15 protein-coding genes are annotated in these 21,095 nt (G+C 58.7%); 7 read left to right on the forward strand and 8 right to left on the reverse strand.

All coding sequences use genetic code 11. From position 1 onward, the window contains the following. Window positions 1-49: 49 nt before the first annotated feature. A complete protein-coding gene (locus E1748_RS12255) occupies window positions 50-1,492 on the reverse strand; it encodes a DUF6538 domain-containing protein (RefSeq protein ID WP_338119597.1) in 1,443 nt (480 codons plus the stop codon). Window positions 1,493-1,751: 259 nt separating this feature from the next. Here E1748_RS12255 and E1748_RS12260 point away from each other — a divergent pair, with 259 nt between their 5' ends. The 4 genes from E1748_RS12260 (at window position 1,752) to E1748_RS12275 (ending at window position 9,717) form a co-directional block, all read left to right on the forward strand. Continuing rightward, on the forward strand, window positions 1,752-2,261 hold the full coding sequence (locus tag E1748_RS12260; RefSeq protein WP_133647512.1) for a hypothetical protein: 510 nt from the start codon (window positions 1,752-1,754) through the stop codon (window positions 2,259-2,261). Between the two features lie 616 nt (window positions 2,262-2,877). Beyond that, window positions 2,878-4,980 carry a class I SAM-dependent DNA methyltransferase gene (locus E1748_RS12265; protein ID WP_133647513.1) on the forward strand — a complete coding sequence of 701 codons (2,103 nt, stop codon included), beginning with the start codon at window positions 2,878-2,880 and terminating at the stop codon, window positions 4,978-4,980. Between the two features lie 32 nt (window positions 4,981-5,012). Continuing rightward, window positions 5,013-6,275 (forward strand): restriction endonuclease subunit S, encoded by a 1,263-nt coding sequence (locus tag E1748_RS12270; protein WP_133647514.1) that lies wholly within the window; start codon window positions 5,013-5,015, stop codon window positions 6,273-6,275. Window positions 6,276-6,291: 16 nt separating this feature from the next. Continuing rightward, window positions 6,292-9,717 carry a type I restriction enzyme subunit R domain-containing protein gene (locus E1748_RS12275; RefSeq protein ID WP_133647515.1) on the forward strand — a complete coding sequence of 1,142 codons (3,426 nt, stop codon included), beginning with the start codon at window positions 6,292-6,294 and terminating at the stop codon, window positions 9,715-9,717. 442 nt (window positions 9,718-10,159) lie between these two features. Here E1748_RS12275 and E1748_RS12280 read toward each other — a convergent pair whose 3' ends face one another. From E1748_RS12280 to E1748_RS12290, 3 genes are all read right to left on the reverse strand, one after another. Beyond that, complete coding sequence (locus E1748_RS12280) at window positions 10,160-10,936, reverse strand: hypothetical protein (protein WP_133647516.1); 777 nt, start codon at window positions 10,934-10,936, stop codon at window positions 10,160-10,162. Next, complete coding sequence (mobF, locus tag E1748_RS12285) at window positions 10,933-13,968, reverse strand: MobF family relaxase (protein WP_133647517.1); 3,036 nt, start codon at window positions 13,966-13,968, stop codon at window positions 10,933-10,935. Before mobF ends, E1748_RS12280 begins: the two co-directional genes overlap by 4 nt. A 62-nt stretch (window positions 13,969-14,030) precedes the next feature. Continuing rightward, complete coding sequence (locus tag E1748_RS12290; RefSeq protein ID WP_133647518.1) at window positions 14,031-15,101, reverse strand: site-specific integrase; 1,071 nt, start codon at window positions 15,099-15,101, stop codon at window positions 14,031-14,033. Window positions 15,102-15,626: 525 nt separating this feature from the next. Here E1748_RS12290 and E1748_RS12295 point away from each other — a divergent pair. Next, the gene (locus E1748_RS12295; protein ID WP_133647519.1) at window positions 15,627-16,094 is read left to right on the forward strand and encodes a hypothetical protein; all 468 of its coding nucleotides are present in this window, start codon (window positions 15,627-15,629) and stop codon (window positions 16,092-16,094) included. A gap of 58 nt (window positions 16,095-16,152) precedes the next feature. Here the strand turns inward: E1748_RS12295 and E1748_RS12300 are convergent, their stop codons facing one another. Beyond that, on the reverse strand, window positions 16,153-16,797 hold the full coding sequence (locus E1748_RS12300; RefSeq protein ID WP_133647520.1) for an RNA polymerase sigma factor: 645 nt from the start codon (window positions 16,795-16,797) through the stop codon (window positions 16,153-16,155). Between the two features lie 397 nt (window positions 16,798-17,194). On the opposite strand from E1748_RS12300, the gene E1748_RS12305 reads away from it, so the two are divergent. Next, window positions 17,195-18,928 carry a type IV secretion system DNA-binding domain-containing protein gene (locus E1748_RS12305; protein WP_133647521.1) on the forward strand — a complete coding sequence of 578 codons (1,734 nt, stop codon included), beginning with the start codon at window positions 17,195-17,197 and terminating at the stop codon, window positions 18,926-18,928. A gap of 154 nt (window positions 18,929-19,082) precedes the next feature. Further along, window positions 19,083-19,484, forward strand: coding sequence for an ankyrin repeat domain-containing protein (locus E1748_RS12310; RefSeq protein WP_133647522.1), 402 nt, complete (start codon window positions 19,083-19,085; stop codon window positions 19,482-19,484). Window positions 19,485-19,555: 71 nt separating this feature from the next. On the opposite strand, the gene E1748_RS12315 is transcribed toward E1748_RS12310, so the two are convergent. From E1748_RS12315 to E1748_RS12325, 3 genes are all read right to left on the reverse strand, one after another. Next, the gene (locus tag E1748_RS12315) at window positions 19,556-19,933 is read right to left on the reverse strand and encodes a hypothetical protein (RefSeq protein WP_133647523.1); all 378 of its coding nucleotides are present in this window, start codon (window positions 19,931-19,933) and stop codon (window positions 19,556-19,558) included. A 75-nt stretch (window positions 19,934-20,008) separates the two neighbouring features. Further along, window positions 20,009-20,641 (reverse strand): TapB family protein, encoded by a 633-nt coding sequence (locus E1748_RS12320; protein ID WP_133647524.1) that lies wholly within the window; start codon window positions 20,639-20,641, stop codon window positions 20,009-20,011. A 95-nt stretch (window positions 20,642-20,736) separates the two neighbouring features. Beyond that, window positions 20,737-21,087, reverse strand: coding sequence for a hypothetical protein (locus E1748_RS12325; protein WP_133647525.1), 351 nt, complete (start codon window positions 21,085-21,087; stop codon window positions 20,737-20,739). Window positions 21,088-21,095 lie beyond the last annotated feature (8 nt).

The raw sequence follows: 21,095 nt of genomic DNA on the forward strand, positions 1-21,095 counted from the left end.
GTTTAAAAATAGCTTTTTATATTGGGTGGACTGATTTCGGCTTTGTGGATTATTTCCCCGGGCTAGTGGGTGGGACTAAGCCGATCTTTTCGATAATGGCCTGATACGGTTCTAGGCCTTTTTCGACTATCGGGGCTAGGAAATTGTGGCTGTGCCTGAGCTTGGCATACACGGTCGCATTAATCTGGCCATACGCCTGCCCCTGAATGGCTGAACGATGTTCCTCAGGGACGGCTGACATGCTGAGTATGTTGCTGAACGAATGGCGCAGGCTGTGGAAATAGCTCAATGACGAATCCACAGGAATGATTTCGTTATTGATCAGTTCCTTTCGAGCCTCACTTCCCCACTTGGTAATCTTGTGACTCCATTTCACGAGTTTGTTCGCCTTGTCAATATAAGGCGTCCAGGCTAGTTCAAATGGGCGGGATGAACCTGCCTGTCTTTGCTTGTCCAGATAGGCAAGAAAGCCGAGCCGAATAAGGACACTGTGAATCGGTGTGTGTCGCCAGCTTGCATGGCGTTTGAGCGATTTACGAACAATGCCATCGTTATCTGGGTCTTCGTCGAATTTGACATACCAAACCCCTGTTTCCCCGTCTTGGAGCACATCGGTATGAAGGTTGATCTGTGCCAGTTCTTCGATGCGGCATCCGAAAAATGCCGCTACAAGCGTAGTCCAGAATTTATGCGGCTCGGTGGTTTTGAATTTGGCTGCGTATTTGAACAGTTCTTCCAGTTGAACGAGTGAGTAAGCATCGCGATCGAGTGATGCGGGTTTGTCGCGCTTGGGTTTCAGGGTTGCAGCAGTGATCTGGGGCAGGCCCTTCCGAATGCGGTGCCAGTTAATGAATCCGCCAATGATCGTGATGTAGTCGCCGTTCGTTTTATTCTCGCGGCTATCGTCTGCGGCAATTTCTTCTGCCAGCGCGGAGAAACGGGCTTGGTCGATGCTGGCGAATGGGGTATCTGCTCCGAGCTTGCTAACGAGGAATGTGAGCTTCGTCTTGTAGCTCTTGCGGCTTGTGGGCTTGACCTCGACCTTTTCCAGATACTCGCTGACGGCTTCTTGCAGGGTGGGGCCACTGACAGCTTCTGGAGGCGAGGCAGGACTAGGAATAGGCTGTTTTGCAATGACAGTGACAGCTTCCTTGAACCTGCCAATGTGCTCGATGGCTTGCAGGGCCAGTGCGTGATCTTCTGGGCCATTGGCTTCGATTTCGAGCGAACCGTCGCCACCTCGGACGATGCGATAGTGGTCCAGGCTGCGCTGCACCAGGTCAAAGTCAGTGATTTTCGGTTTGCTCATCCCCATGCTCTCGATCTGCGTATTGAAATGGAGCGCCAGCAGCTTGGCTTGCTGGAAGTCTTTGGTCCCGAGGGACTTTCTGAACTCTACCTGTTTTGAGGTGCCGTGCAGAAACTTGGGGACAACAACACGCAGGTAGTAGGTACCAAAGCGGTTGCGAATCAGGCGGGGAATTTTGATCATCTGGGTCACATGCTGTGACACCGGACAAAAGAAAAAGCCTTGCAAACCATTGATTTGCAAGGCTTTTTGACATGCTGGTGGCGAATCAGGGAGGACAACCCACTCCGCATGAAACACCAAGAAAATCAAAGCGTTGGCACAAGGCGAGCCAGGTTTTCGTATGAAGAACTAAGGCTCACTGATAGTATCACGATGCACCGCACGCGCCCAAGAACGGCGTGCAACACTCGCTCACCCTCCGCAGAAAGGGACTGCTCGAATGAAAATAGATAATGTTAAAAAGGCTGACATAGTTCTGAAGTGCATAACGATAGTTCTTGCTCTTCCACTTGGCTTTGTTCCTTTCGCGACGCCTGCGCCGGAAGCCACCGATGTATTAGCCTATTTTTCTTTCTTCTTGTCGGTGTTGGCGGCTCTATATGCTGGCCGCGGAGTCTTTTCGATCGGTGGTGGCACAAAAGAAGATCCTTCGAAAAATCAAGAATCTCATGCGCGAAGTTCTTTTATCGTCAGCGTTCTTTGGCTTTTCGGCGCGGCATTAATGCTGATTCCCATTGTTTTCAAGCAGACGAAGGGCGTTCTCCCTTGGTGTGGAATTGCTTTTATAGTGGCGTGCTTAATTTCAGCTTTAGTGTGCGTGCGGATGGATCATAAAAAGGAGGGGTGGCGATCTCCTCGCCTGTATATGCCAATCTTGCCGTTCGTGCTTTTGCTTGCGGCAGTTATCGGTTTTTCGGTCCGCTATGCGAGCATACTATCAAAATTTTAGAATTAATCGATTCAGCCAATTCTCGAGATTTTCATAGAGTTTTGGCCCAGCAACTTATAACAATTACGAGGCCACCCCAAACTAGGAGAAGATCGAATCGGGGGCTGAACAGAAATTTGATGAGCTGCTTTTTCATGCTGGATCTCCTCGGGGCAACGGCGGCACAACATAGCGGTTTTTTGCTCCGTGTCAACTGCCCTACTGAACGGTCAGTCCGCTGACACGGGGGCTATCGCAGAGTTTGAGCAGCGCATCGAGCCGCAGGGCGGGTGTCGCGCCGAGTCAGAAGGCGTCAGTCGACCAAGCCGTGCGGTGACGTCAATTCATCATCGTTGACGCTGTCTAGCGGTAATTTGGGGCTCCCGAGAGCGCCGGCTGCCTATCGGTTTACAATGCGGCTCTTGCTTATGGGCGTGCCGGCTAGGATGCCGCCAGACCTAGTGGTGGATTTGCTCGGTCCTGGGCGCGGACGTTGACACTGTGTGCGGATATCTGCAGGCTTCCGTCGGTCGGTCGGTCGGTCGGTCGGTCGGTCGGTCGGTCGGTCGGTCGATCGATCGACAAATATCGACCATCGAGCGCGCCCGTCTTAGACGAACATAACCTGAGAAATACGATGTCGCAGAAAATTGGAGCGGCCCTGCTTTCCTATGCAGAGACTATTTGGAAGACGGCTGACACGCTACGAGGCGCGGGCATCAAGGAGGGAGACTTCCCCAGCTACATGATGCCGTTTTTCGCATTGATGCTGCTCGAATCTCGCCTGCGCCGTTTTCGAGCGGAGAAGACCGCTCAATTTGAGCAAGCCATGGGCGCTGGTTTCGACTTCGACTCGCCTGAGCATTGCGAGTGGTTGGAGAGGTCTGCAAAAGCCGAGAACAAGGGTTTTCACCGAGAGTTGTTGCTGCTGGGGAAGGGGCTGCGCGAAACCTGTGCTGTGCCGGGTGGCAACTTCAGAAGCCGCTTGCTTGCGCACTTGGAAGGCTATGACCTTGAGACGAAGAGGTTGCTGGGGCTGGGCTATCCGGAAGGAGCGCCAAAGTATCTGGATATTCAAGGTAAAGCGTCTGATCTGTTTTCGCGACCGAACAGCCCGCTTTATGCATTCGCGTCGCGCTGGGCGGCTATTGACCTTACCCCCTTTACGAACTCCGAAGTCACGACTATTGAGGAGCATATCAAGAGAAGGTGGGGCGACATCTCTGCCGAGACAGCAGGCGAGCAATACACGCCCTCGGATGTCATCGATCTTGCTGCGGACCTTATCGTCAGCCTGCGCAAAGAGGGTAATCTTCACGACGGGGTCGCCGACGTTTACGACATGGCGTGCGGCGGCGGGAATTTTTTGTTCGCAACCGAAGATGCTTTGCGCAATGCTTTCCCCGACCTGTCGGTCCGCACTCGTGGTCAAGAAATCAATGACGCGTTGTATGCCTTGGCCGCTATCGAGGCAAGATTTCGGGACGACGCTCAGATCGAACACGAAAATACCCTAACTAACGATCTGTTTCTCGCAGAGAAATTTGATGTGATCGTCGCGAATCCACCCTATGGTAGCGATTGGAAAGACTTCAAATTCGCTGTGAGTTTGGACGCGTCGGGGCGTTTTTCGAGAGATCGTCTCCCGCCGATTTCGGACGGACAACTGCTGTTTTTGCAGCACGCAGCCTTCCACCTGGCCGAGCGTGGTGTCGCGACGATAATCCACAATGGTTCCACTCTGTTTTCTGGCGGGGCGGGAAGCGGCGAATCACAAACTCGATTGTGGATGTTGAAAGAACAAGATCTCGTTGAAGCCATCATTCAACTGCCAAGAGGCGAATTTTTTAACACAGACATTTCCACATATATGTGGGTGCTTAACCGAGCCAAGCCAAAACATCGTGCAGGCAAGGTCATCTTCGTTAACGCGGAAGACTGTTGCGTGGACCTGACGCGTAACCTCAACAAGAAAAATTGCGAGATCGACTCGGCCAGCCGAAAAGCAATCGTGCAAGCTTTTGAGGCATATCGAAACGGGCCGATTTCGAGGGTGTTGGAGGTCGACGAGTTGCTTTATAACGATGTCGAAATCGAGGTGCATCGGCATGACGAAGAGGGCCGAGCCGTCCAGGAGCCTTTGGAGCTGGACTTTGACGAATTGGAGATCCAACTGGACGACCGGCGGATAACGACGAGTCGCGGTATCCTTAATGATGCGGCAGACGTCTCGCAAGATCTCGCGGCCGCTGCGGCGCGCGTTAACGATTGGGCGAAAGGTTGCGACTCTGTGCACCTGATCGCGTCTGATGGAAACAAATGGTCTTGGGACGCAGAAACGGGACGGCTAATCAGTTTCGGTGGCTCGGGCCCCGAAAGTCTCGGCTTGGGGAGGGTTTCGGTAAAAGCGAAGGCCTCGAAAACAAAGAAAGGCAATTTCGTCAAAGTGTCGGTCGTGATCGGTCCGTTGCTTGAAAAAGATCATGAGTCGACCAGATTCTCGTCGGACCCGGTAGTTAATGATCGGTTGATTGAAGATTTCTTGAATTCTTGGGTGCGTGAACCCCGCAGACGCTTAGGTCGAAAGGTTGGCTGTGAAGTGAATTTCAACCGGATATTCCCGAAGCGCGCCGACATACCGAGTAGCGAGAAATTGGCCAAGGAGCTCGGCGTTTTGGCGCGGGAAATGGCCGCGCTGCAACAAGAGCTTGAGGCTGCAAGCGTTCGGGGGCGAGCGTGAGCGGCCGACGACGGGAACCGCTGCCGTCGTGGATGGATCCTCTGCCGGAGGGCTGGCTCGACGCCAGACTCAAGGATGCTGCTCACCTCCCGCGGGTGAAGAGCCGAATCGATCCGCAGCGCTACGTCGGCATGGAGCACGTTGAGGCGCGTCGTGGTGTGGCCACTCCTGTGGACCTACATCCAGAAGTATCAACCAGCAACTCTGTTCGTCCAGGAATAATTTGCTTTGGCAAGCTGCGGCCGTATTTGGCTAAGGCGTTCATTGCCCGCGAGCCCTTGGCCGTGTCGACCGAGTTCTTGCTTTTGGCACCGAATATCGCAATAGCAGACCCTGAGTTTTTGGGATTTTTGCTCATTTCAAAAGGGTTCACCGACAGTCTGAGCGATCAGGTGTCGGGTGCAAAGATGCCGCGAGTTGACTGGGGAATCCTTTCCTCGCAGCGAATACCGCTCCCCGACCTGACTACACAAAAAAATATTGTTGAGAGTCTAAAGAAAGAGCTTGTGCTTATCGATCGACAAGCGGAGCTCTTAAAGCGTCGTCGCGACGTTATTGGAGATTTGAAGCGATCGCTTAGGGAGGAAGTTATATTTGCGCGCGGCTCAACGCGTGGGCGGAAGCCGAATGTCGATTCCGCCTGGTATGGCCATGTGCCAGTTGGCTGGACCGTCGAGCGACTTGGCAATCTGTTTCGCCCGAGCGCACGTCTTGGTGGGGCCGGCTTGCCCATCTTGAGCGTATCGATTCACTCCGGGGTATCGGACAAGGAACTGACTGACGACCAGCAGGAAAGGAAAGTTGCGAGAAGTGAGGACCGGAGCGTCTACAAAAGAGTGAAACCCGGAGACATCGTCTACAACCAAATGCGTGCTTGGCAGGGCGGCTTCGGCGTGGTCAAGGTCGATGGTCTCGTGAGCCCGGCATATGTGGTCGCTAGGCCGAAAGCAAGGGTCGTCCCTGCTTTCGTTGAACACGTGCTTCGCACCTCGTCCGCGATTGAAGAGATTCGCACCTTGTCTCGGGGCATCATTGACTTTCGTTTGCGTCTCTATTGGGACAAGTTTAAGGACATTTGTATTCCCCTTCCTCCCGTTGATGTGCAGGAAAAGTTGGCTCGCGAATTGGATCATCGACTCCGAATCATTGATCAACAGTCCCAGGTGCTCGATCGAATTGAAGAATTACTCGCCCAACAGCGTAGAGCCCTGATTGACGAGGCGATTACCGGCAAGACAGCCGCCGCGAAAGCTAAGGCCAAAATGAGGCGCGAATCGGCAAAAGTGGCAGCCTAGAAAAAAGGAAAACGAGATGGGGCACGGCTTCAAAGAAGAGGATTTCCAGCACGGTGTCTTTTTGCCGTTTTTGACGGGCCATGGTCATGACCAGCTTGGCTGGATATTGGGGAAGCCGTCTGACATCGATTCCGGCAATTGGGTCGTGCCAGTCGACCTGCTTAGCTTTCTTCGTGCGGGCAATCCGCTGAACGAAGCGGCGTTCGAAAAAGTGGTCGGGGAATTTGCATCCGACGACGAATGTGCGCAGGCTTTCATTGAGGAAGCGTTGCTCCCAAAGATCGCCGCACTGCCAAACGCGGCGTTCGTTCTTCGAGAATCAATTGTGTTTCGCGCTCAGTCATTTTCTCTCTGGAATGAGGAGCCTCGTGCTGGTGCGGAGGAGGCTGCGACTACCTTGTTCGCTCGCAACGCGATGCGAGTCATCCCAGAAGCGACATTCGAGCGTTTATTCCCTCTAACGGGAAAGCGCATTCGGCGCAGGCCGGATTGTGTGTTCTTTGTCAACGGAGTGTATTTCGCATACGCTGAGCTTAAAACGGCTCAGACAGGGCAAACTGCCGCGACGCACGGCCGCAAGAAGATTGCTCACAATTGCGTGGAGGCGGCCCTGGCCGTTCTCGGCGAAGCGAGGGAGCGATGGGCTGAATCCGGCGGGAAGTGGCCCGGTTTCCGGAGCCGGTCGATGCCTGCGGCCGAAAAGAATCGCATTAGGCAGGATGTCTGCCTGTATGAGAAACCAGTCCATATAAGCTGTCTTGACATGGGCAGCTTAATGCTCCTGCAAGACCTTGAATGGTTGCTGCCCGAGGTGGACGACGCGATAGAGCGCAATGATCGCATCGCCATCGAAGCCGGCATACCGGATCGCCTTGTCGATTCCTTCGCGCGCGCAGCTGATATGCGCGAGAAGTCTCCGAGCGCCGCTTTGGCAGACCATTTGGCATCGCTTTTCGCCGCAGGCGACGGCGTTGACCGCGAGATGTTCTTTTTCAACCAAAGTCGGACGAGTCGCACCACCACCGGCATAGAGCTCCTATTGCCGCGCCCGGCACAGAGGGCCATGCTGTTCCAAACCATACGCCGCGTTCGTGAGCTCTACCGCGAAGAAGATCAGCCGAAGATTAGCGAAGCGGTGGTTCGCGCGCGATTGACCGTCGACCTCCCCGATCTCAATCCAGCAAAAATCGAACAGATAGTCAACGAGACGTCGTTGTATCGGAATGGTGCGGAGTCCCATTCCGTGTTATTGCAGGGAGCGGCGGGCCTTGGCAAGACCAACGTGATTGTTTGGTTAGCCCAGGCGTTGGCGGACATGCTTGATCCGCGCAGCAAGGCCTCCGCGCCACTATTTGACCTTTGTGTCTTGCTGACTGACCGGACGGAGCTTCGAAAGAACGTTGCGGAGGAAGCCGGTCGACTCCGCGCCACTAAGGAAATAGTCGCCGAGGCAGAGACATTCGAGCAACTTCGCTCGGCGTTGGTGGGCGGCACGAGAGTTGTCGTCGTTAACATCCACAAATTTCCGTCAGTGCAACGGCTCGCGAAGGACGACCCGGCGCTCAATGAATTGCTTCAACGCAAACGTGTCGCGTTCGTGATTGACGAGGTTCATCGCTCGCAAAGCGGCGTTTTGCACGACGCGACCGTTGAGGTTTTCGATCAATGGGGGACGATTCGGCCGGTCGGTGCAAAGCGCAATCTTCTCATCGGACTTACGGCGACTCCGAAAGACGAGATTCTTGCGCGCATTGGCGAATGGCGCGCACCAAGCGGCCCAGGCGACGACATTCGATGGGCACCTTACTTTGCCTATACGATGACCCAAGCGATTCGCGATAAGGTAATCCTGAATCCAATCCAAAACGTCGTGCGTTTCGACGACCATGTGGTCTACGCCATAACAGACTCGATTTCAAAAATCGGACAAGGAGTCGAGCTGCGCGCTCCTTCCGCTGATGAGATTTACGAAAACCCGAACCGCCAAAGGCTCGTTGCGAAGAAAGCGGCGCTCGTGTTTGCCGCGAAGACGATGATGGCTGTCCGTCCGGTTGGCGGTCGCACCCTCGGGGAGGGCAAGGCGCTATTTGCGTCCTACTCCATTAGAGCGGCGATCGCTTATCAAGTGTTGATCAAAGAGGAACTTGAGGCACTAGCGTCCGACGCTCGGTTCTCTGAGCACGCCGAGACGTTGAGGAGCATGCCCGTTTTGGTTCTATACACGGACAAGCAAGGCGAACCTAGCTGCGCCTCAAAAAACGAAGGCAGAAATCAAGAGCAAATCATTGATGAGTTTAGGCGAAAAGGCATCGAGAGCGTCGCTGGCCTGAAGATTCGAAACTCAATCGTGGTTGTTGTCGACAAGCTTTTGACAGGATTTGACGAGCCCACGTTACATACCGTGTTCATTGACCGGGGCATGGACGACGTTCTCTTGTTTCAGACCGCGTGCCGAGTGAATCGCATGCGAAAATGGAAAAATGATTGCTTGATTGTGGATTTTTCACACGACGGAGTCGTATCAAAAAACTTGCCTAAGGTCTTCGCCAAATATGGAGGAATCGCGGTGTCGGATCTGGATGCGATGGATCTGATGGAGAAAATGAACGCGGCCTATTGCGGATTCTTCAAAGATCGCGACCTTGAATTGCACTGGAAGACATGGAAAGCAACGTTGGCCGGGGGCAAGGATGCGACCGGGGCAAAGGGACTTTCTGATTTCTTGGATCAACTGGCAGCGAGCGATATTGTTCGCGCAGCCCATCTACGAAAAATGGGCACCGCCTGGCTGTCGAGCCGGTTGAGGTTGCGTGGCATTCTTGATTTCGATCGAGCTGAATTGAAGAGGCATAACGACGATCTTAGAGTTGCTTTTGCCGAGCAAGTAGTCAGTCATCTATACGCGAAAACGAAAGACGCGGACGAGCGCGTTGGAGCGGTCTTCGACATTGATATGGTTGAGGAGTCGGAGGGGTGGGGTCTCGATGAAATTCCAGAAAACAAGAAAAAGGAGCGCCTCAAAGATCTCGCGGCAAGAAATAACCTGCCTCAATCGGTTGCGGCGATCGCCCAGTCCTTGGATGCGTTGGAGTTGCTCGTAGCCCTGCAGCTCACCGAAGAGCAAAAGCTTGACTTGATCGAAAAACTTAAAGATTTCTTGCTGGCGTTGTTTGGTGCAATGGATGCCGTGGGAGAGAAAAAGAACAAGGATGTTCATCGGAAGCTGATCGAAGCGATGGCTTTGAATGGGGACGATTACTCATGGGAGGATCGCTTTTCCAAGTTCAAGGAGTTGCTCGACGGCGCCGTTTTGCAGCCGAAAATCTATGCACACCCGAATCGGAAAGCTTTTATGGGGCCGCTCATGCGTCGTGCGGAGTTGGTGATGGCTGACTATGAAGAATGGATCGTGAGGGGTGGTAGCCGACTCGCCGCAGGCTAGACGATACATTGCCGTCGATTGCCTTCGAGAGAGATCTGTTGGGCTGACGAGGGGCGGTTTCGCGAATGCTGATCTTCCTTGTGGGTGCGCCGAAGCAGCGCGTGCATTAAGTCGCCGCTTCTCATCGCCAGAGGGCTAGGAGGCTCGCAGACTTGGATTTGCGATGTCATCGACCGAGTGATCTCGATTGCGCCGACGAGTTATTGCCCTTGACCCAATCATGGTGCATGAGGCCAGCGGGTGAATATCCCAGAATGCCAGCCTGTCGAGATGCTTCTTCTGGCGAGATGCCAATAGCTACGCAGGGCTGGGGCATTGTGTTGTCTTGACTTATTGCTCGTTTCAATCTCTTTTTTCGTTTATACACCCGACGCACCGTTTTCACGGTGAAAACCCACCGGGCGCGTTCGCCCTAGAAACGGCTGACCATGTCGGCCGACCATCAAGCGCGGAACGACGCAATTGCGTCGCCGGTCGCGCCGGCCTGGTCGGCGATATGAGCGTCAACGGCCCAACGGCCGTCGCTTGAAGGGCGGCACAAAAAGCAAACCGCTTGGCCGCGATCGAGCCGAGAGAGCGCGCGGTTCGCTTCAACGTCTGAGACGAAGATCGGGCCAGGCGGCAGTGCGTCACGGATCGCGCGGCCATCGACCTCCGACAAGATCGCGTCGAACCGCGTTGCCGACGACGGCCCGGAATAGCGCGAAGCCGAGCGGACGGTTGCTCGAACAACGGTCACTTCTTTCGCCGTTGCTCCGGCCACCGCGAGCCGAACCCGCAGCCATTGGCCGATGTCTTCGCTTGTGTCGCCGTTCGCGCTTTCGTCGGTTTGTCCTTCGAAATCCAACGAGCCCGCCGCGAGCGTTGACGAACTCGACGCGAGCGCCAGTTCGAGAACGTGGTCGACGGCCACCGCGAGACGGTCGAGCTTCGCGGAGAGAACTCGCTCGGACCTGGCCGCGATCGCGGCGAGCCTCGCCTCCATCGGGGCGATCTGTTCGGCGACTTGGGCCGGCTCGGTTTCGTCAGCCAAGGCGCCAGGGCGCGGAGCAAAGATCGGGGCTGTCGCAAGATCGAGAGCCCGATCGATCGCGTCGAGCGGCGTCGCTCCGGGCGGCAGCGTCGCCGCGATTCTTCGCAGTTTGTCGAGGCGACGTCGCGAGAGCCACAGGCTCAATTGCGTTTGGCCCCATCGAGAAGCGGGTCGGTCGTTTGTCATCTCCGCGCCTCCGGTTGGCGGTCCAGTGATTGCGTCGTGCGCGGGCGCCTTGGCCGCGCTGTCGGCGCGACCGCGTTCGTCGCTGTGGTGTGCTGCTGCTGGTCAAGCGTCGACGCTTCCCGTTCTTGCTGAGCAGCTATGTCGGCGCGTCCGTCTTCGCCCGGCGCAACGGCGTAGTCGAGCGTCGTTCCCTTCGCGCGACTGCGGCTCATCGAGCGCGCCAAGCATTCGATCGCAGCCGCGCGATCGAGCTGCGTGGCGTTCGGCTGCAAATGCGACTCGGGATCGGCGGAGAGGATCGCGCCGCGATCGACGTGCAGCGTCGTCGCGAAGCGAGACCGGCTCGACGCGACGTAAATCCATTCGCGATCGGCCGTCGCTGGATTCACCAACACATACGCGCTGCTCAGTGTGCGGCCTTGGCTTTTGTGGTTCGTCAGGCAATATGCGTGGTCAAAGCGGCCGAAGGAGGCGGGCACGCGCGCGGTCGTCTCGCCGCGCTCGTTCGGTGTGTCCAGTTCAACGATCAGAGCTGGACCGCTCGCGGCGCGTTGGATTTTTTGAATTGTGCCCGTCGAGCCGTTCGCGACGCCGAGCGTCCGGTCATTCTTGGTGAACACGACGCGGTCGCCAGGAGCAAAGCGTTTTGGCTCCTTCGATTCGTCTCGATGCGTGATTTCCAGCTCCACGCCCTTGGAGTCGAGCACGACCCCGTGCTCGACAAGGCGCGTTCGCGCGCGGGCGTTGAGGTCCGCGACTTCCGCGCGCGTCGCCGCGATCATGATCTTCTCCGTCAACGGTGTTTTGTCTGCCGCCCACCCGTCGAGCAGCGTTTCGACGGTCGCGAGGGGGCCGTCGCTGAGCCGGAGCCGTTGGTGGGCGTCGAGCAGTCGGAGCGCGGGCAGCGCCGCGCCGATGGCGAACGACTCGACGGCGTCCCGCATCCATTCATGGTCGTAGCGCGATCGCCATGCGAGAAAGCCTCGGCGCAACGTCGGGTCGGCCGAGCAGTGCGCCTCAGCCGCGCGCATCTTTGCGTCCTCAGGCAGCGAGCGCAGCGCATCGAGCCGTTCAAGCTCGACGGCGGCGCTCGCCAGGTCGGCCGCGCCATCGCGCGCGCGATCGGCCAGCCAGTCGAGCAGCGGCCCAAAGTCAGTGCGTTGACGGCGGATCGTCGAGATTTCGGCGGCTCCGTGCTCGCGGACCAGCGCTCGGAAAATGCCGCCGGCTTCTATTGGCTGCAACTGTTTGGAGTCGCCGACCGCGATCAGCTTCGCGCCCGCGTCGACGACGGCTTGCTGAACGAGCGCGAATTCGCGAGAGCCGACCATGCCCGCCTCATCCAACACCAACACGGTGCGATTGTTCAACGTCTGGCGCCCAGACTGGATCGCGAGCAGCAAGCTGGCGATCGTGCGCGACGGGACGCTCGTCTCGCGAGAGAGGGTTTGCGTTGCCGACGCGGACTGAGCGCAGCCCAAAACGGAGAAGCCCGATTCTTTGTAGGCATCCGCGAGCGCGCGCAGCAAGGTTGTTTTGCCGGTGCCTGCCCAGCCCTCGACAAACGCATGGTTGCCCGTTTCGCTCGCGATGTGAAGCGCGGCGGCCCGCTGTTCGTCGAGAGAAACCGCCGCGCCGAGCTTGGCGCCAAGGTCCGCCTCCAACGCGTCGAACCGCTTGTTGACGGTCGAGGCGGAGAGTCGATGCCGGAGATCCGTCTTGCCGTCTTGAACCGTTCGCGTGGTTCTCTCCTCCATGCCAAACGTCGCGCGCGAAGTGAAAACCGGCGCCAATGTTTCTGTCTCGCCCAGGGCCAAAGGATGCTCTGACGCCATGAAGCGGTCGAGTTCGTCGAGGCAGCGCGCGGCGTCCCATTGGCCCATCGCCGCTTCGCAAATGAGAGCCAACGCGTCTTGCGGCGTGGCGCACGACTGGTGCTCGGTCAGCTTGGCAAGCAGCGCGGCGTGGTCGAGCGCGAATTCGGGTGAGCGGGCCGCAATGACGATCATCTGCTCCGCCAGCTCGGAAGCGGCCGGCTGATTCATCGAGGCGTTGGCCTGAGTGGCGAGCGTCGGATCGCGCATGCGCGACACCGCTTCGGGCGTAAGTCCGAGTGCCGCCGTTTGGCGAGCGAATCGGTCCAGCAATTCAGGCAACGGCGGCTCAGACTTGGCCGAGCGCGTGTTGATCGCGGCGACGTCTTTCGCGGCCTCTCCATGCTCGCCGACGTCGCCCATCTCCGAGACCTGTTCGGCGATCTCGCGGCTGCGTGTCGAAAGCGCTTCGCGCTGCTCGTCGCTGACTCCGACGATTTGGAAGTAAGGGCCGGTCGGCTCGATCGCGAACCCCATCGCGCGCAGGCGCGCGGCCAGTTCGACGCGGAACAGCGCGCCGGTCGCCATTTTGCGGTCAAACTGCGCCTTGTGTTCGAGCGCGCTCCACTCGTCCGCGCCTGCTCGCTCGCCCACGTTGAACATGAATGCGTGAACGTGGAGCTGGGGATCGAGCGCGCGGCTCGCGAAATGCGTGTAGCAGGCGGCGACGGCGGCCTCGGCCTTCTTTTTCGTGCGTCCTCCGTGGCCGTGCCGAGTGACCGCGTGCGCTTCGGCGTGCGCGAGCGCGGCGCGGACGGCGTCATGCAAGCAATCGAGAATCTGCGCCTGAGTCGCCCGGTCGGCCGCCGCGAAGATCGCGGAGACGTCTTTCGGCGCGGAAAATGTCATGTCCACGCCCATGACATGCGATTCCCCCGCGCCCTCGACGAGCGCTTGGCCGGTGAGCGGATGAAAGCCGCGCGCGAGCCGTTCGACATGCTCTGTGTTTGCTGGGTGGCTTTGGTCGAGGCCGAGCAAGGATGGCCCGGCGCATGCCCAGAAGGGAGCGGGGCCGAGCCCAGAGCGATCGTTTCCACGCGCGTAGTCGTCGAAGTCGCCTCGCTGCCGAGTCGACGGCGCGCCCAAATAAGCGAGGTATCCCTCGCTGCCCTGAGCCGCTTGGTTCTTCGCTGAGTTGATTTTGACGATCGAAAGCATGGGCGGCGAGCGAGAAATGGCGGCCCCGGATCACAGGGGCCGCCGTCCAGCAATGCGCGGAATCAGCGCATGCGCGACGCGACTTCTTTGGTGTGCAGCTCCACGTAAGCGCGCGTTTGTTCGATCGAACTGTGGCCGACGATCACCATGATTTCGTGCTCAGTGAGCTTCCCTTGCAGATACATCCGGCTCACTGCTTCGTGCCGGAAATCATGGAACCGGAAGCCAACGACGCCGGACGCTCGCGCGATCTTGCGGAATTGCTGCGAGCAGGCGCTAGGCGTGCCCATGGTGTGGAACACGCGCGCGCTGTCAGGGTCTCTTCTGTTGTGCAGGAGGCGCATGATGAGACGGGCGCGACTGCCAAGCGGAATGACGCGATCTTGCCTGGTCTTGCATCGATGGGCGGGCACTGTCCACTGGCACTCTTCAAGCTCGAAGTCGGCCCACTCGGCGAGCGCAACCTCTTGCAGCCTCGCGCCCGTGAGCAGAGCCAAGCGGGCCATCAGCCACCAGTGGTCGCGGCGAGCGCCGTCGAATTTCCGAAATGCGCCAAACAGCGCGCGTTGCTCTTTCGGTTTCAAACGCCGCTTGCGCGGAGCGTCCCATCCCTTCGGAAACATCGAATTGCGGAAGGGGAACGGAGGACGAGGAACCCGCAGATCGCGCGCCCGAACGCGGATCGACTTCTTGATCAGAAAGATCTGTTTGCGAATCGTGTCATAGGCGTAAGGCTCGTCGCGGTTGCTTTTGGTGGCCCGGGCGTTCGCAATGTAGTCCTCGATCCAATACTCGTCGATGTCGCAGACGCGGCTGTTTCCGACGAGCCGCATCACGACTTTGTGATTGCGTCGCTCTCGCGCAGATGCGCCGCCGGACACGACGAAGGAGCCGATGAGGTCGGCGATCCGGTCTTTCAAGAGATTGCCTTTGGGTGGCGACGCCTTGATCGGACGGCTCGGGCTGTCAAGCTTCCGCTGACTCTTGAAGTCCGCTTCTTGCGCTTGGCCGAATTTTTCGGCTTCTTCCTTGGTCGGGAACGTGGCGGTGATCCGGGGGAACCCCGTCATCGTCACGAACACCTGCCATGAACATCCACCGTCTTTCAACGGCTTCTTGATGATGCTTGCCATCTGCTCTCTCCCTGTTTGCGTTTGCGCTCCCGCGCATATTGGTAGGGCGGCGGCCACGAGATTTCGGACGCCGAACGGCGCGCAGTTGCACAGGCTAAAACGCGGGCGTTGTGCAATGTCGCGCGCCGATGGCGGGCGTCATCTCGTAAACAGCCTTGCCCCGCAAGGGGCCGAGGCAGGCGAGAGGGGAAGAGAGCAGGGACTAAGAAAAGAACACAGAGGGCGCTTATCTCGTTCCTTATACGAGCACTAGGGACGCAAACACGACGAATTCGGCCCGCAACTGAAAGTTGTCGGGCCGTTTGTCTTGCAACCAGTCAACAATCGAGCATTGGGAAAATTGAAGGAATGAGCGAAATGCAACGTTGCACGGATTAAAAAAGCAGACGAACGGCATGAAAGACGCGAAGCGACACGGTTTGGCGAGGATGCTTCGAACTGAATCTCGCGCCAAATCGCAAACAAATTTTCGTGGCGTTCGCCCTCACTATTGACGACGCATTTCGCGTCGATTGAGAGGACGAAATGAGCGAAGCCAATATTGCGGTGGATGATTTGCCCAGGCCGCCGGGCGAGAGCGAAAGCGAGGCAAGCGAACGCGTTCGTGTCCAGGAGCATTTGCGCGAGGCTTACGGAGTCGAGTCGATGTTCGTGCGCGTCAAAACGCTGTCGCGAATTTTGGGGATCGCCCCGGCCACACTCCGCGCTTCGATGAGGGCTGGACGCTTCACGCTGCCCCACGTTGTGGTTTGCTCCGCGCCACTGGTGAGAACCGACCAGTTGATCGATTGGATTCTTGCCCTGAACGCTGGCGCGCGAGCGCCGGCCCCGTCATCGACTGATGACGAGGGCGAGCAGGCCGGAGACAGCTATCGCGATTCGCTCGACGTCGGGGCATCGGGTCGAACCAACATGCGAAGACTTCGAAAACGCTTGGTCGCGGAAACCTTGGCGAAGATGCGGCAAGAGACCTTGGAGCGGCCACAGAATTGAAAAAGCGCGCATGCGTGAGCATGCGCGCTTGATTTGAGGATATCTGCGCGAGGCCGGGCTATCTCTTCAACTTGCCTCTCGATCGCGAAGCGCTGGGCAGGGTTTGACACGGTTTGCCCGTTGGGGCGGCGCGTTGCTCCTCGCGCTGCTTGATGATCTCGACGGCGTCGCGAAGCCTGCGTCCCGCTCGTTGACGCGCGGCGTCAAAGTCGCGTTCGCTGATTCCGAGCGTCGCCCGCGTTTCTCTCGGAAGCGCATCCCACACGATTCCGTCGATGACGCCCTGGGCGGCGAAATCCTCTCCCAGCGCCTCGCGCGCAAGCGCCACCGCCTCATGCGCCTGCTGCAAGCGCTCCAACGCGAGCAGCCGGATCTCGACAGGCGATCCGGTTTCGGCGTCAGCCAGTCGCTTCTCAATGTCGAAATCCTCTGGCATCGGGACGATGAGGCGCTTGTCGCGTTGCGCCCACTGCGCTTGGGCGATCGAGCGCATGGCGAGGCGGAGGAACACGCCGAAAGGCGCTCTCAATGGCCACTTCCGAGAGCCGGCCAAAACACGCGTCATGGTCTCTTGGATGAGGTCATCGGGTTCTGCGAACGAAGTGCCGCGAATGTGCCTCGCGGCGTAGTCCTGAATCGACTCGAAGTCGTCTTCGATCAGTATTTTGTATGCGCTGATGATGTCATCCCACGTTGCATGCATTTGCGATTCCTCACTTCCATGGTTAAAGGCCGCTTCTCCCATCCGCCTTCGCGGAGGGACGCGGATATTTCGGAAGGGCGAGGCTGGCGAGAGAATTGTTCTCTTTTCGTCAGATGAATAGACGAGTGGTCGGTATAACCGTTTGTCGGCTCGGCGAACAGAAGGGCTGACGTGGTCGCCCTTGCCTGGTGTGCAGACACCGGAGGCGACCGCCATGCGACAAAGATCCAGTTCAGCGTTTCCAGCTTCATTTCCCCGCAAAGACGTGCCCGGTTGGCTCGTTGCGAGCGCAACCATTGGGGCTGCGGCGGGTGCCGCAGCCTTGTGGGCGCTTTGGCGACCGCTTCCGTTTCTTTCGGCTCCTGCGGGAACGCTTGGCGAGCACGCGGGCTATTGGGTGAAGCTCGCGGCGCATCATTTGCTGCCGTCAGCTTATGAAGGTCCGTCGGCGCGTTACGTTCGCTGGTGGGACGGCCTGGACGCTCCGGCGCGTGCCGGAATCGAGCTGCGCCTTGGCCTCTCCGCGCTTGCGGCGCTCGCGCCCTTCGGCTTGTTCGCGAAGCCCTATTTGAAGGCTCGCGATCAGTTCCTTTTCGTGCGCGGCGCGCGGCGGCATGAAGGGAAAGAGGCGACTCGGCGTTTGCGCGCGCTTTCTCGCCGGGTCGCCGCGCGGCAGCCGGAGCACAATCTGGCGCCGAATGTGCCTTGGCCGTCGAGCATGTGGACGAGGCACACGCTCATGGTCGGCGGCGTTGGCTCCGGCAAGTCGACGGCGCTGCGGCCCTTGGTCCGCGACATCGTCAAAGCGGACGAGCAACTGTTTCTGTTCGATCCCAAAGGCGAGTTCACGGCCGCTTTCGAAAGGGCCGCCATCGTCGCGCCATGGGACAGCAGAAGCCACGCGTGGGACCTAGCGAAAGACCTGCGCAACGTGCAGGACATGAGGCGCTTCGCAAGCTCGACGATCAAAGACAGCCACGACCCGATGTGGTCAAACGCTGCGCGCCAGCTCCTGGTCGGGCTGCTTGTCCATCTCAGAAAGACGCGCGGGGCGGGGTGGGGTTGGAGAGAACTGTCCGATCTCGTGTCTCTTCCGCAGCCGGCGCTGCTCTCGATCATGTCGACATGCCACCGCGAAGCGATTCGCGCTGTCGAGGAAGCATCGGTCACGACAAAGGGCGTGCTCATCAACCTGTCGGCTTTCTGTTCGCCGATCCACGATCTCGCGGAGGCTTGGGGAGACACGCCGCCGGAGCGGCGCGTCAGCGTCATCGCATGGGCGCGAGGCGCGACGGAGCCCCGTCAATTGATCCTGCAAGGTCACTCTGGATATGGCGAGCTGACGAGATGCTACGTCGAAGGCATGGCGGCGGTCTTCGCGACGCTCGTCAACAGCGTGGAGTTCGACGACAACCTGTCTCGCAAGATTTGGTTTGTGGCCGATGAATTCCCGCAAGCAGGAAAGCTGCCGGTGCGCTCGCTGTTTGAAGTGGGGCGATCGAGAGGCGTTCGATGCGTGGTCGTCTGCCAGGACTTCGCGCAGCTTGTCGAGGTTTATGGCGAGAGCTTCGTCCAGGCGTTACTGTCCATGTGCGGAACGCTGATCGTCGGGCAAGTCATGCCTGGCGAGACGGCCGAGCGGCTGTGCAAAGTCTTCGGCTCGCGCGAGGTCGAGAGGCCCAACGTGTCCGAGACGCAGAGCGCCAAACCCGGCTCGTCGACCCTGTCATACAGCCGCGAAGAGATCGCCCTCTACAAACCGTCCGAGCTGGCCTCCCGCCTTGGCCTGACCGCTGACAAGAAGGGCGTGCGGATGATCGTGTTCGTGGGCGGCGAGACGCATGAGATCGTTTGGCCGATTTGCGCGTTGCCAATCGTTCGCCCCAGCCATGAGCCAGCGGACTGGACGATAGACCACGAGGACGCGCATCTCCAATCGACGTTGCGGGAAGCGAACGACCAAGAGGACCCAAGCGCGGCGGCCTACATCAATGAGATGCGGGAGACATGGTGGAGGGAGCAGCTGCGCTGGTTGCCGCCCGTGTTGCAGGAGGCGTTCATCCACTCGCGGCGCAAGGCCCTTCGGGCGTCATCCCGCGTAGCAGCCGTTTGTTTTCGGATACCCCGATAGGAGCGAAGCGCGCCTAAGCGCAGGGGCCGCGACGCGAAAGGCCATCTCCGCTCGCCACGAAAAAACGCCCTCCCCGGAGGGAGCCGCCATCGCATGGCCGACAGCCCTTCGAATCGCTGACGCGAGGCGAAGGGCGTCCATTGAGGATCAAAGCATGAAGAAGAAAAAATCGGCGATTGAACAGATCGAACGCATGAACCGGCTTGACGACGAGCTTCGTCGAGCCGCGGGGAGGGGAGACGCGGAGGCTGCGCGAGCCTTGATCGATCAAGGCGCGAGGGCCGACAACGCCGACGAGATCGGATGGACGCCGCTGATGCACGCGTCGGCGTCGGGAACAGCGGAGTGCGTGGAAATGCTGTTGCCCTTGTCGGACGTCAAGGCGACCGACTTGGAAGGCAAGGCCGCGTTCGACGCGGCGGCGGATCGCGACGACGAAGACGGCGAGCGCATACGCCGGGCGCTGCGCAGGGCGATCGCCGAGCGCGAAGCGCGCGAGATCGCGGAGAGCGCCGGAGGAAGGGTGTTGCCGCGCCGGCCCCCGCGCAGGCTTTGATCTAAAAAAAGCCGCTTTCGCGGCCAAACCGGGCGTTGCGCCCGTCCGAGGCTGATGGTTGACGCGCCGGCTCAGGCTTGGCCGGCGGGTTTGAGCAAGTGCGAGAGCTTGCCGCCAACGATGAAGACCGCGACGCAGATGTTCAGCACGAACTCTAAGAAGAAGCCAGTTTTCATGCCCGCTGACGTCGGGCCGTCGCAAAGCGCGGGAAGGAAAAAGCCGAACATGCACACAGCCGCTCCGACGAGCAGCCACGACAAATCCGCTGCCCGCTGCGCACTGGCGGCGATGATCTTCATCGCGAAGAAAATCACTATGAACATGCCGACGATTGCATTGATCAACGGAATCAACATGAACATTGAAAAACCTAGCACTCCGAAGAACTTTGCGAAAACCAGGCCGCGCTTCTCTTGAATTTGCTCGCTGACGAGTTTTGACTTTTGCATACACGCTCCACTGAAAAAGCGCTGGCGCGCGCGATTTGCAGACGCGCCAGCGAAAGGGGCTGACTTTGAAGGAATCTATTGAGGCTTGGAGAATTTGAGCAATTCGACGTGAGTGGGCGTCGGCGCGCCGTGCGAGGGTCGGTCGAAGTAGTCCATCTTGATAACTCGCCCAACCGATGGCGCATACCAATCTGTCTCGCGAGAGGTTCCCTCGCCGCGATTGCCCTCTGTGCCCGACCAACTGGCCGTCATCTCGATTCTGAACGCCGCAAAAACTCCTGCCGGGGTGTTCACTTGCTCGACGCCGACGACTTTCGCTTTGCGCTCGACGTCAGACGCCCAAGCTCCGGATCGATAGACGCCCGAAGACGACCAGGTCTTGCCGACCGACATCGGAAATTGAAGTTTCCCGTCGCTCGGTTCGAATGTGCCGGTGGCTGTTTTGACGTTGTTGCCGCCCGAGTCGAGAACGATCAATCCGCCATTGACCTCTGTGCGTCCGCCCTCCACGCGCGAGACGGTTTGCGCGAATGTTGAGTTTTTGGTCGGTTCAAGATCGTTGGTGTAGCGGAAGGTCCATTGCTCGCCGACGATGTAGACGGGTGCATCAGCTTGCGCCGGCAGGGCGGGCTGCGCGACGGGCGGGGGCAAGCTGGCGGCGGACGTAGCTATCGCGGCGGAGGCAGCGACGAGTGATGAAAGATCCATGGTTGTCTTCGTGTGGATATTGGTCGGCCGCGAAGGTTGGCGCGGCGACAGCCGCGCGCCCTGACGGATTGGTCAACGGGTGGCGGCTTGGCGCCTTAGCCTTTGTCCGCGTCGGCGGCGAGCCAGCCGTCCGCGCCTTTGAGCATGCGAATGCGCGCGGCGCCCGCTTTCCCCTGGATGTCGCACACGTAAGCTTTCTCGCCATCGGACTTGCAGCCAATCAACTTCACTTCGGAGACGGCCTTTTTCTGCTCAGCAACCTGTTGGTCGACGAACGAGTTCTTGCCGGCGAATTGCTCCGCTTGCTGTCGCCCGACGTCGACTTGTTTCTCCAAGGCGGCGCGAACGTCGCCTTCGCTCGGCGAGCCGCCGCAGGCGGACAAAAGCGTCGACACGGCGAGCGCGAGGACGAGGGCAATCTTGTTTCGTTGGATTCGCTGACTCATAGAAGCTC

The sequence above is a fragment of the Paraburkholderia flava genome (assembly GCF_004359985.1).
Classification (GTDB): domain Bacteria; phylum Pseudomonadota; class Gammaproteobacteria; order Burkholderiales; family Burkholderiaceae; genus Paraburkholderia; species Paraburkholderia flava.

Excerpts from the sequence above, each read along its gene's own strand:
- E1748_RS12315 (WP_133647523.1), bottom strand. The coding sequence starts at position 19,933 with ATGCAAAAGTCAAAACTCGTCAGCGAGCAAATTCAAGAGAAGCGCGGC.
- E1748_RS12270 (WP_133647514.1), top strand. The coding sequence starts at position 5,013 with ATGGATCCTCTGCCGGAGGGCTGGCTCGACGCCAGACTCAAGGATGCT.
- E1748_RS12260 (WP_133647512.1), top strand. The coding sequence starts at position 1,752 with ATGAAAATAGATAATGTTAAAAAGGCTGACATAGTTCTGAAGTGCATA.
- E1748_RS12255 (WP_338119597.1), bottom strand. The coding sequence starts at position 1,492 with ATGATCAAAATTCCCCGCCTGATTCGCAACCGCTTTGGTACCTACTAC.
- E1748_RS12295 (WP_133647519.1), top strand. The coding sequence starts at position 15,627 with ATGAGCGAAGCCAATATTGCGGTGGATGATTTGCCCAGGCCGCCGGGC.
- E1748_RS12325 (WP_133647525.1), bottom strand. The coding sequence starts at position 21,087 with ATGAGTCAGCGAATCCAACGAAACAAGATTGCCCTCGTCCTCGCGCTC.
- mobF (WP_133647517.1), bottom strand. The coding sequence starts at position 13,968 with ATGCTTTCGATCGTCAAAATCAACTCAGCGAAGAACCAAGCGGCTCAG.
- E1748_RS12320 (WP_133647524.1), bottom strand. The coding sequence starts at position 20,641 with ATGGATCTTTCATCACTCGTCGCTGCCTCCGCCGCGATAGCTACGTCC.
- E1748_RS12275 (WP_133647515.1), top strand. The coding sequence starts at position 6,292 with ATGGGGCACGGCTTCAAAGAAGAGGATTTCCAGCACGGTGTCTTTTTG.
- E1748_RS12265 (WP_133647513.1), top strand. The coding sequence starts at position 2,878 with ATGTCGCAGAAAATTGGAGCGGCCCTGCTTTCCTATGCAGAGACTATT.
- E1748_RS12300 (WP_133647520.1), bottom strand. The coding sequence starts at position 16,797 with ATGCATGCAACGTGGGATGACATCATCAGCGCATACAAAATACTGATC.
- E1748_RS12290 (WP_133647518.1), bottom strand. The coding sequence starts at position 15,101 with ATGGCAAGCATCATCAAGAAGCCGTTGAAAGACGGTGGATGTTCATGG.
- E1748_RS12310 (WP_133647522.1), top strand. The coding sequence starts at position 19,083 with ATGAAGAAGAAAAAATCGGCGATTGAACAGATCGAACGCATGAACCGG.
- E1748_RS12280 (WP_133647516.1), bottom strand. The coding sequence starts at position 10,936 with ATGACAAACGACCGACCCGCTTCTCGATGGGGCCAAACGCAATTGAGC.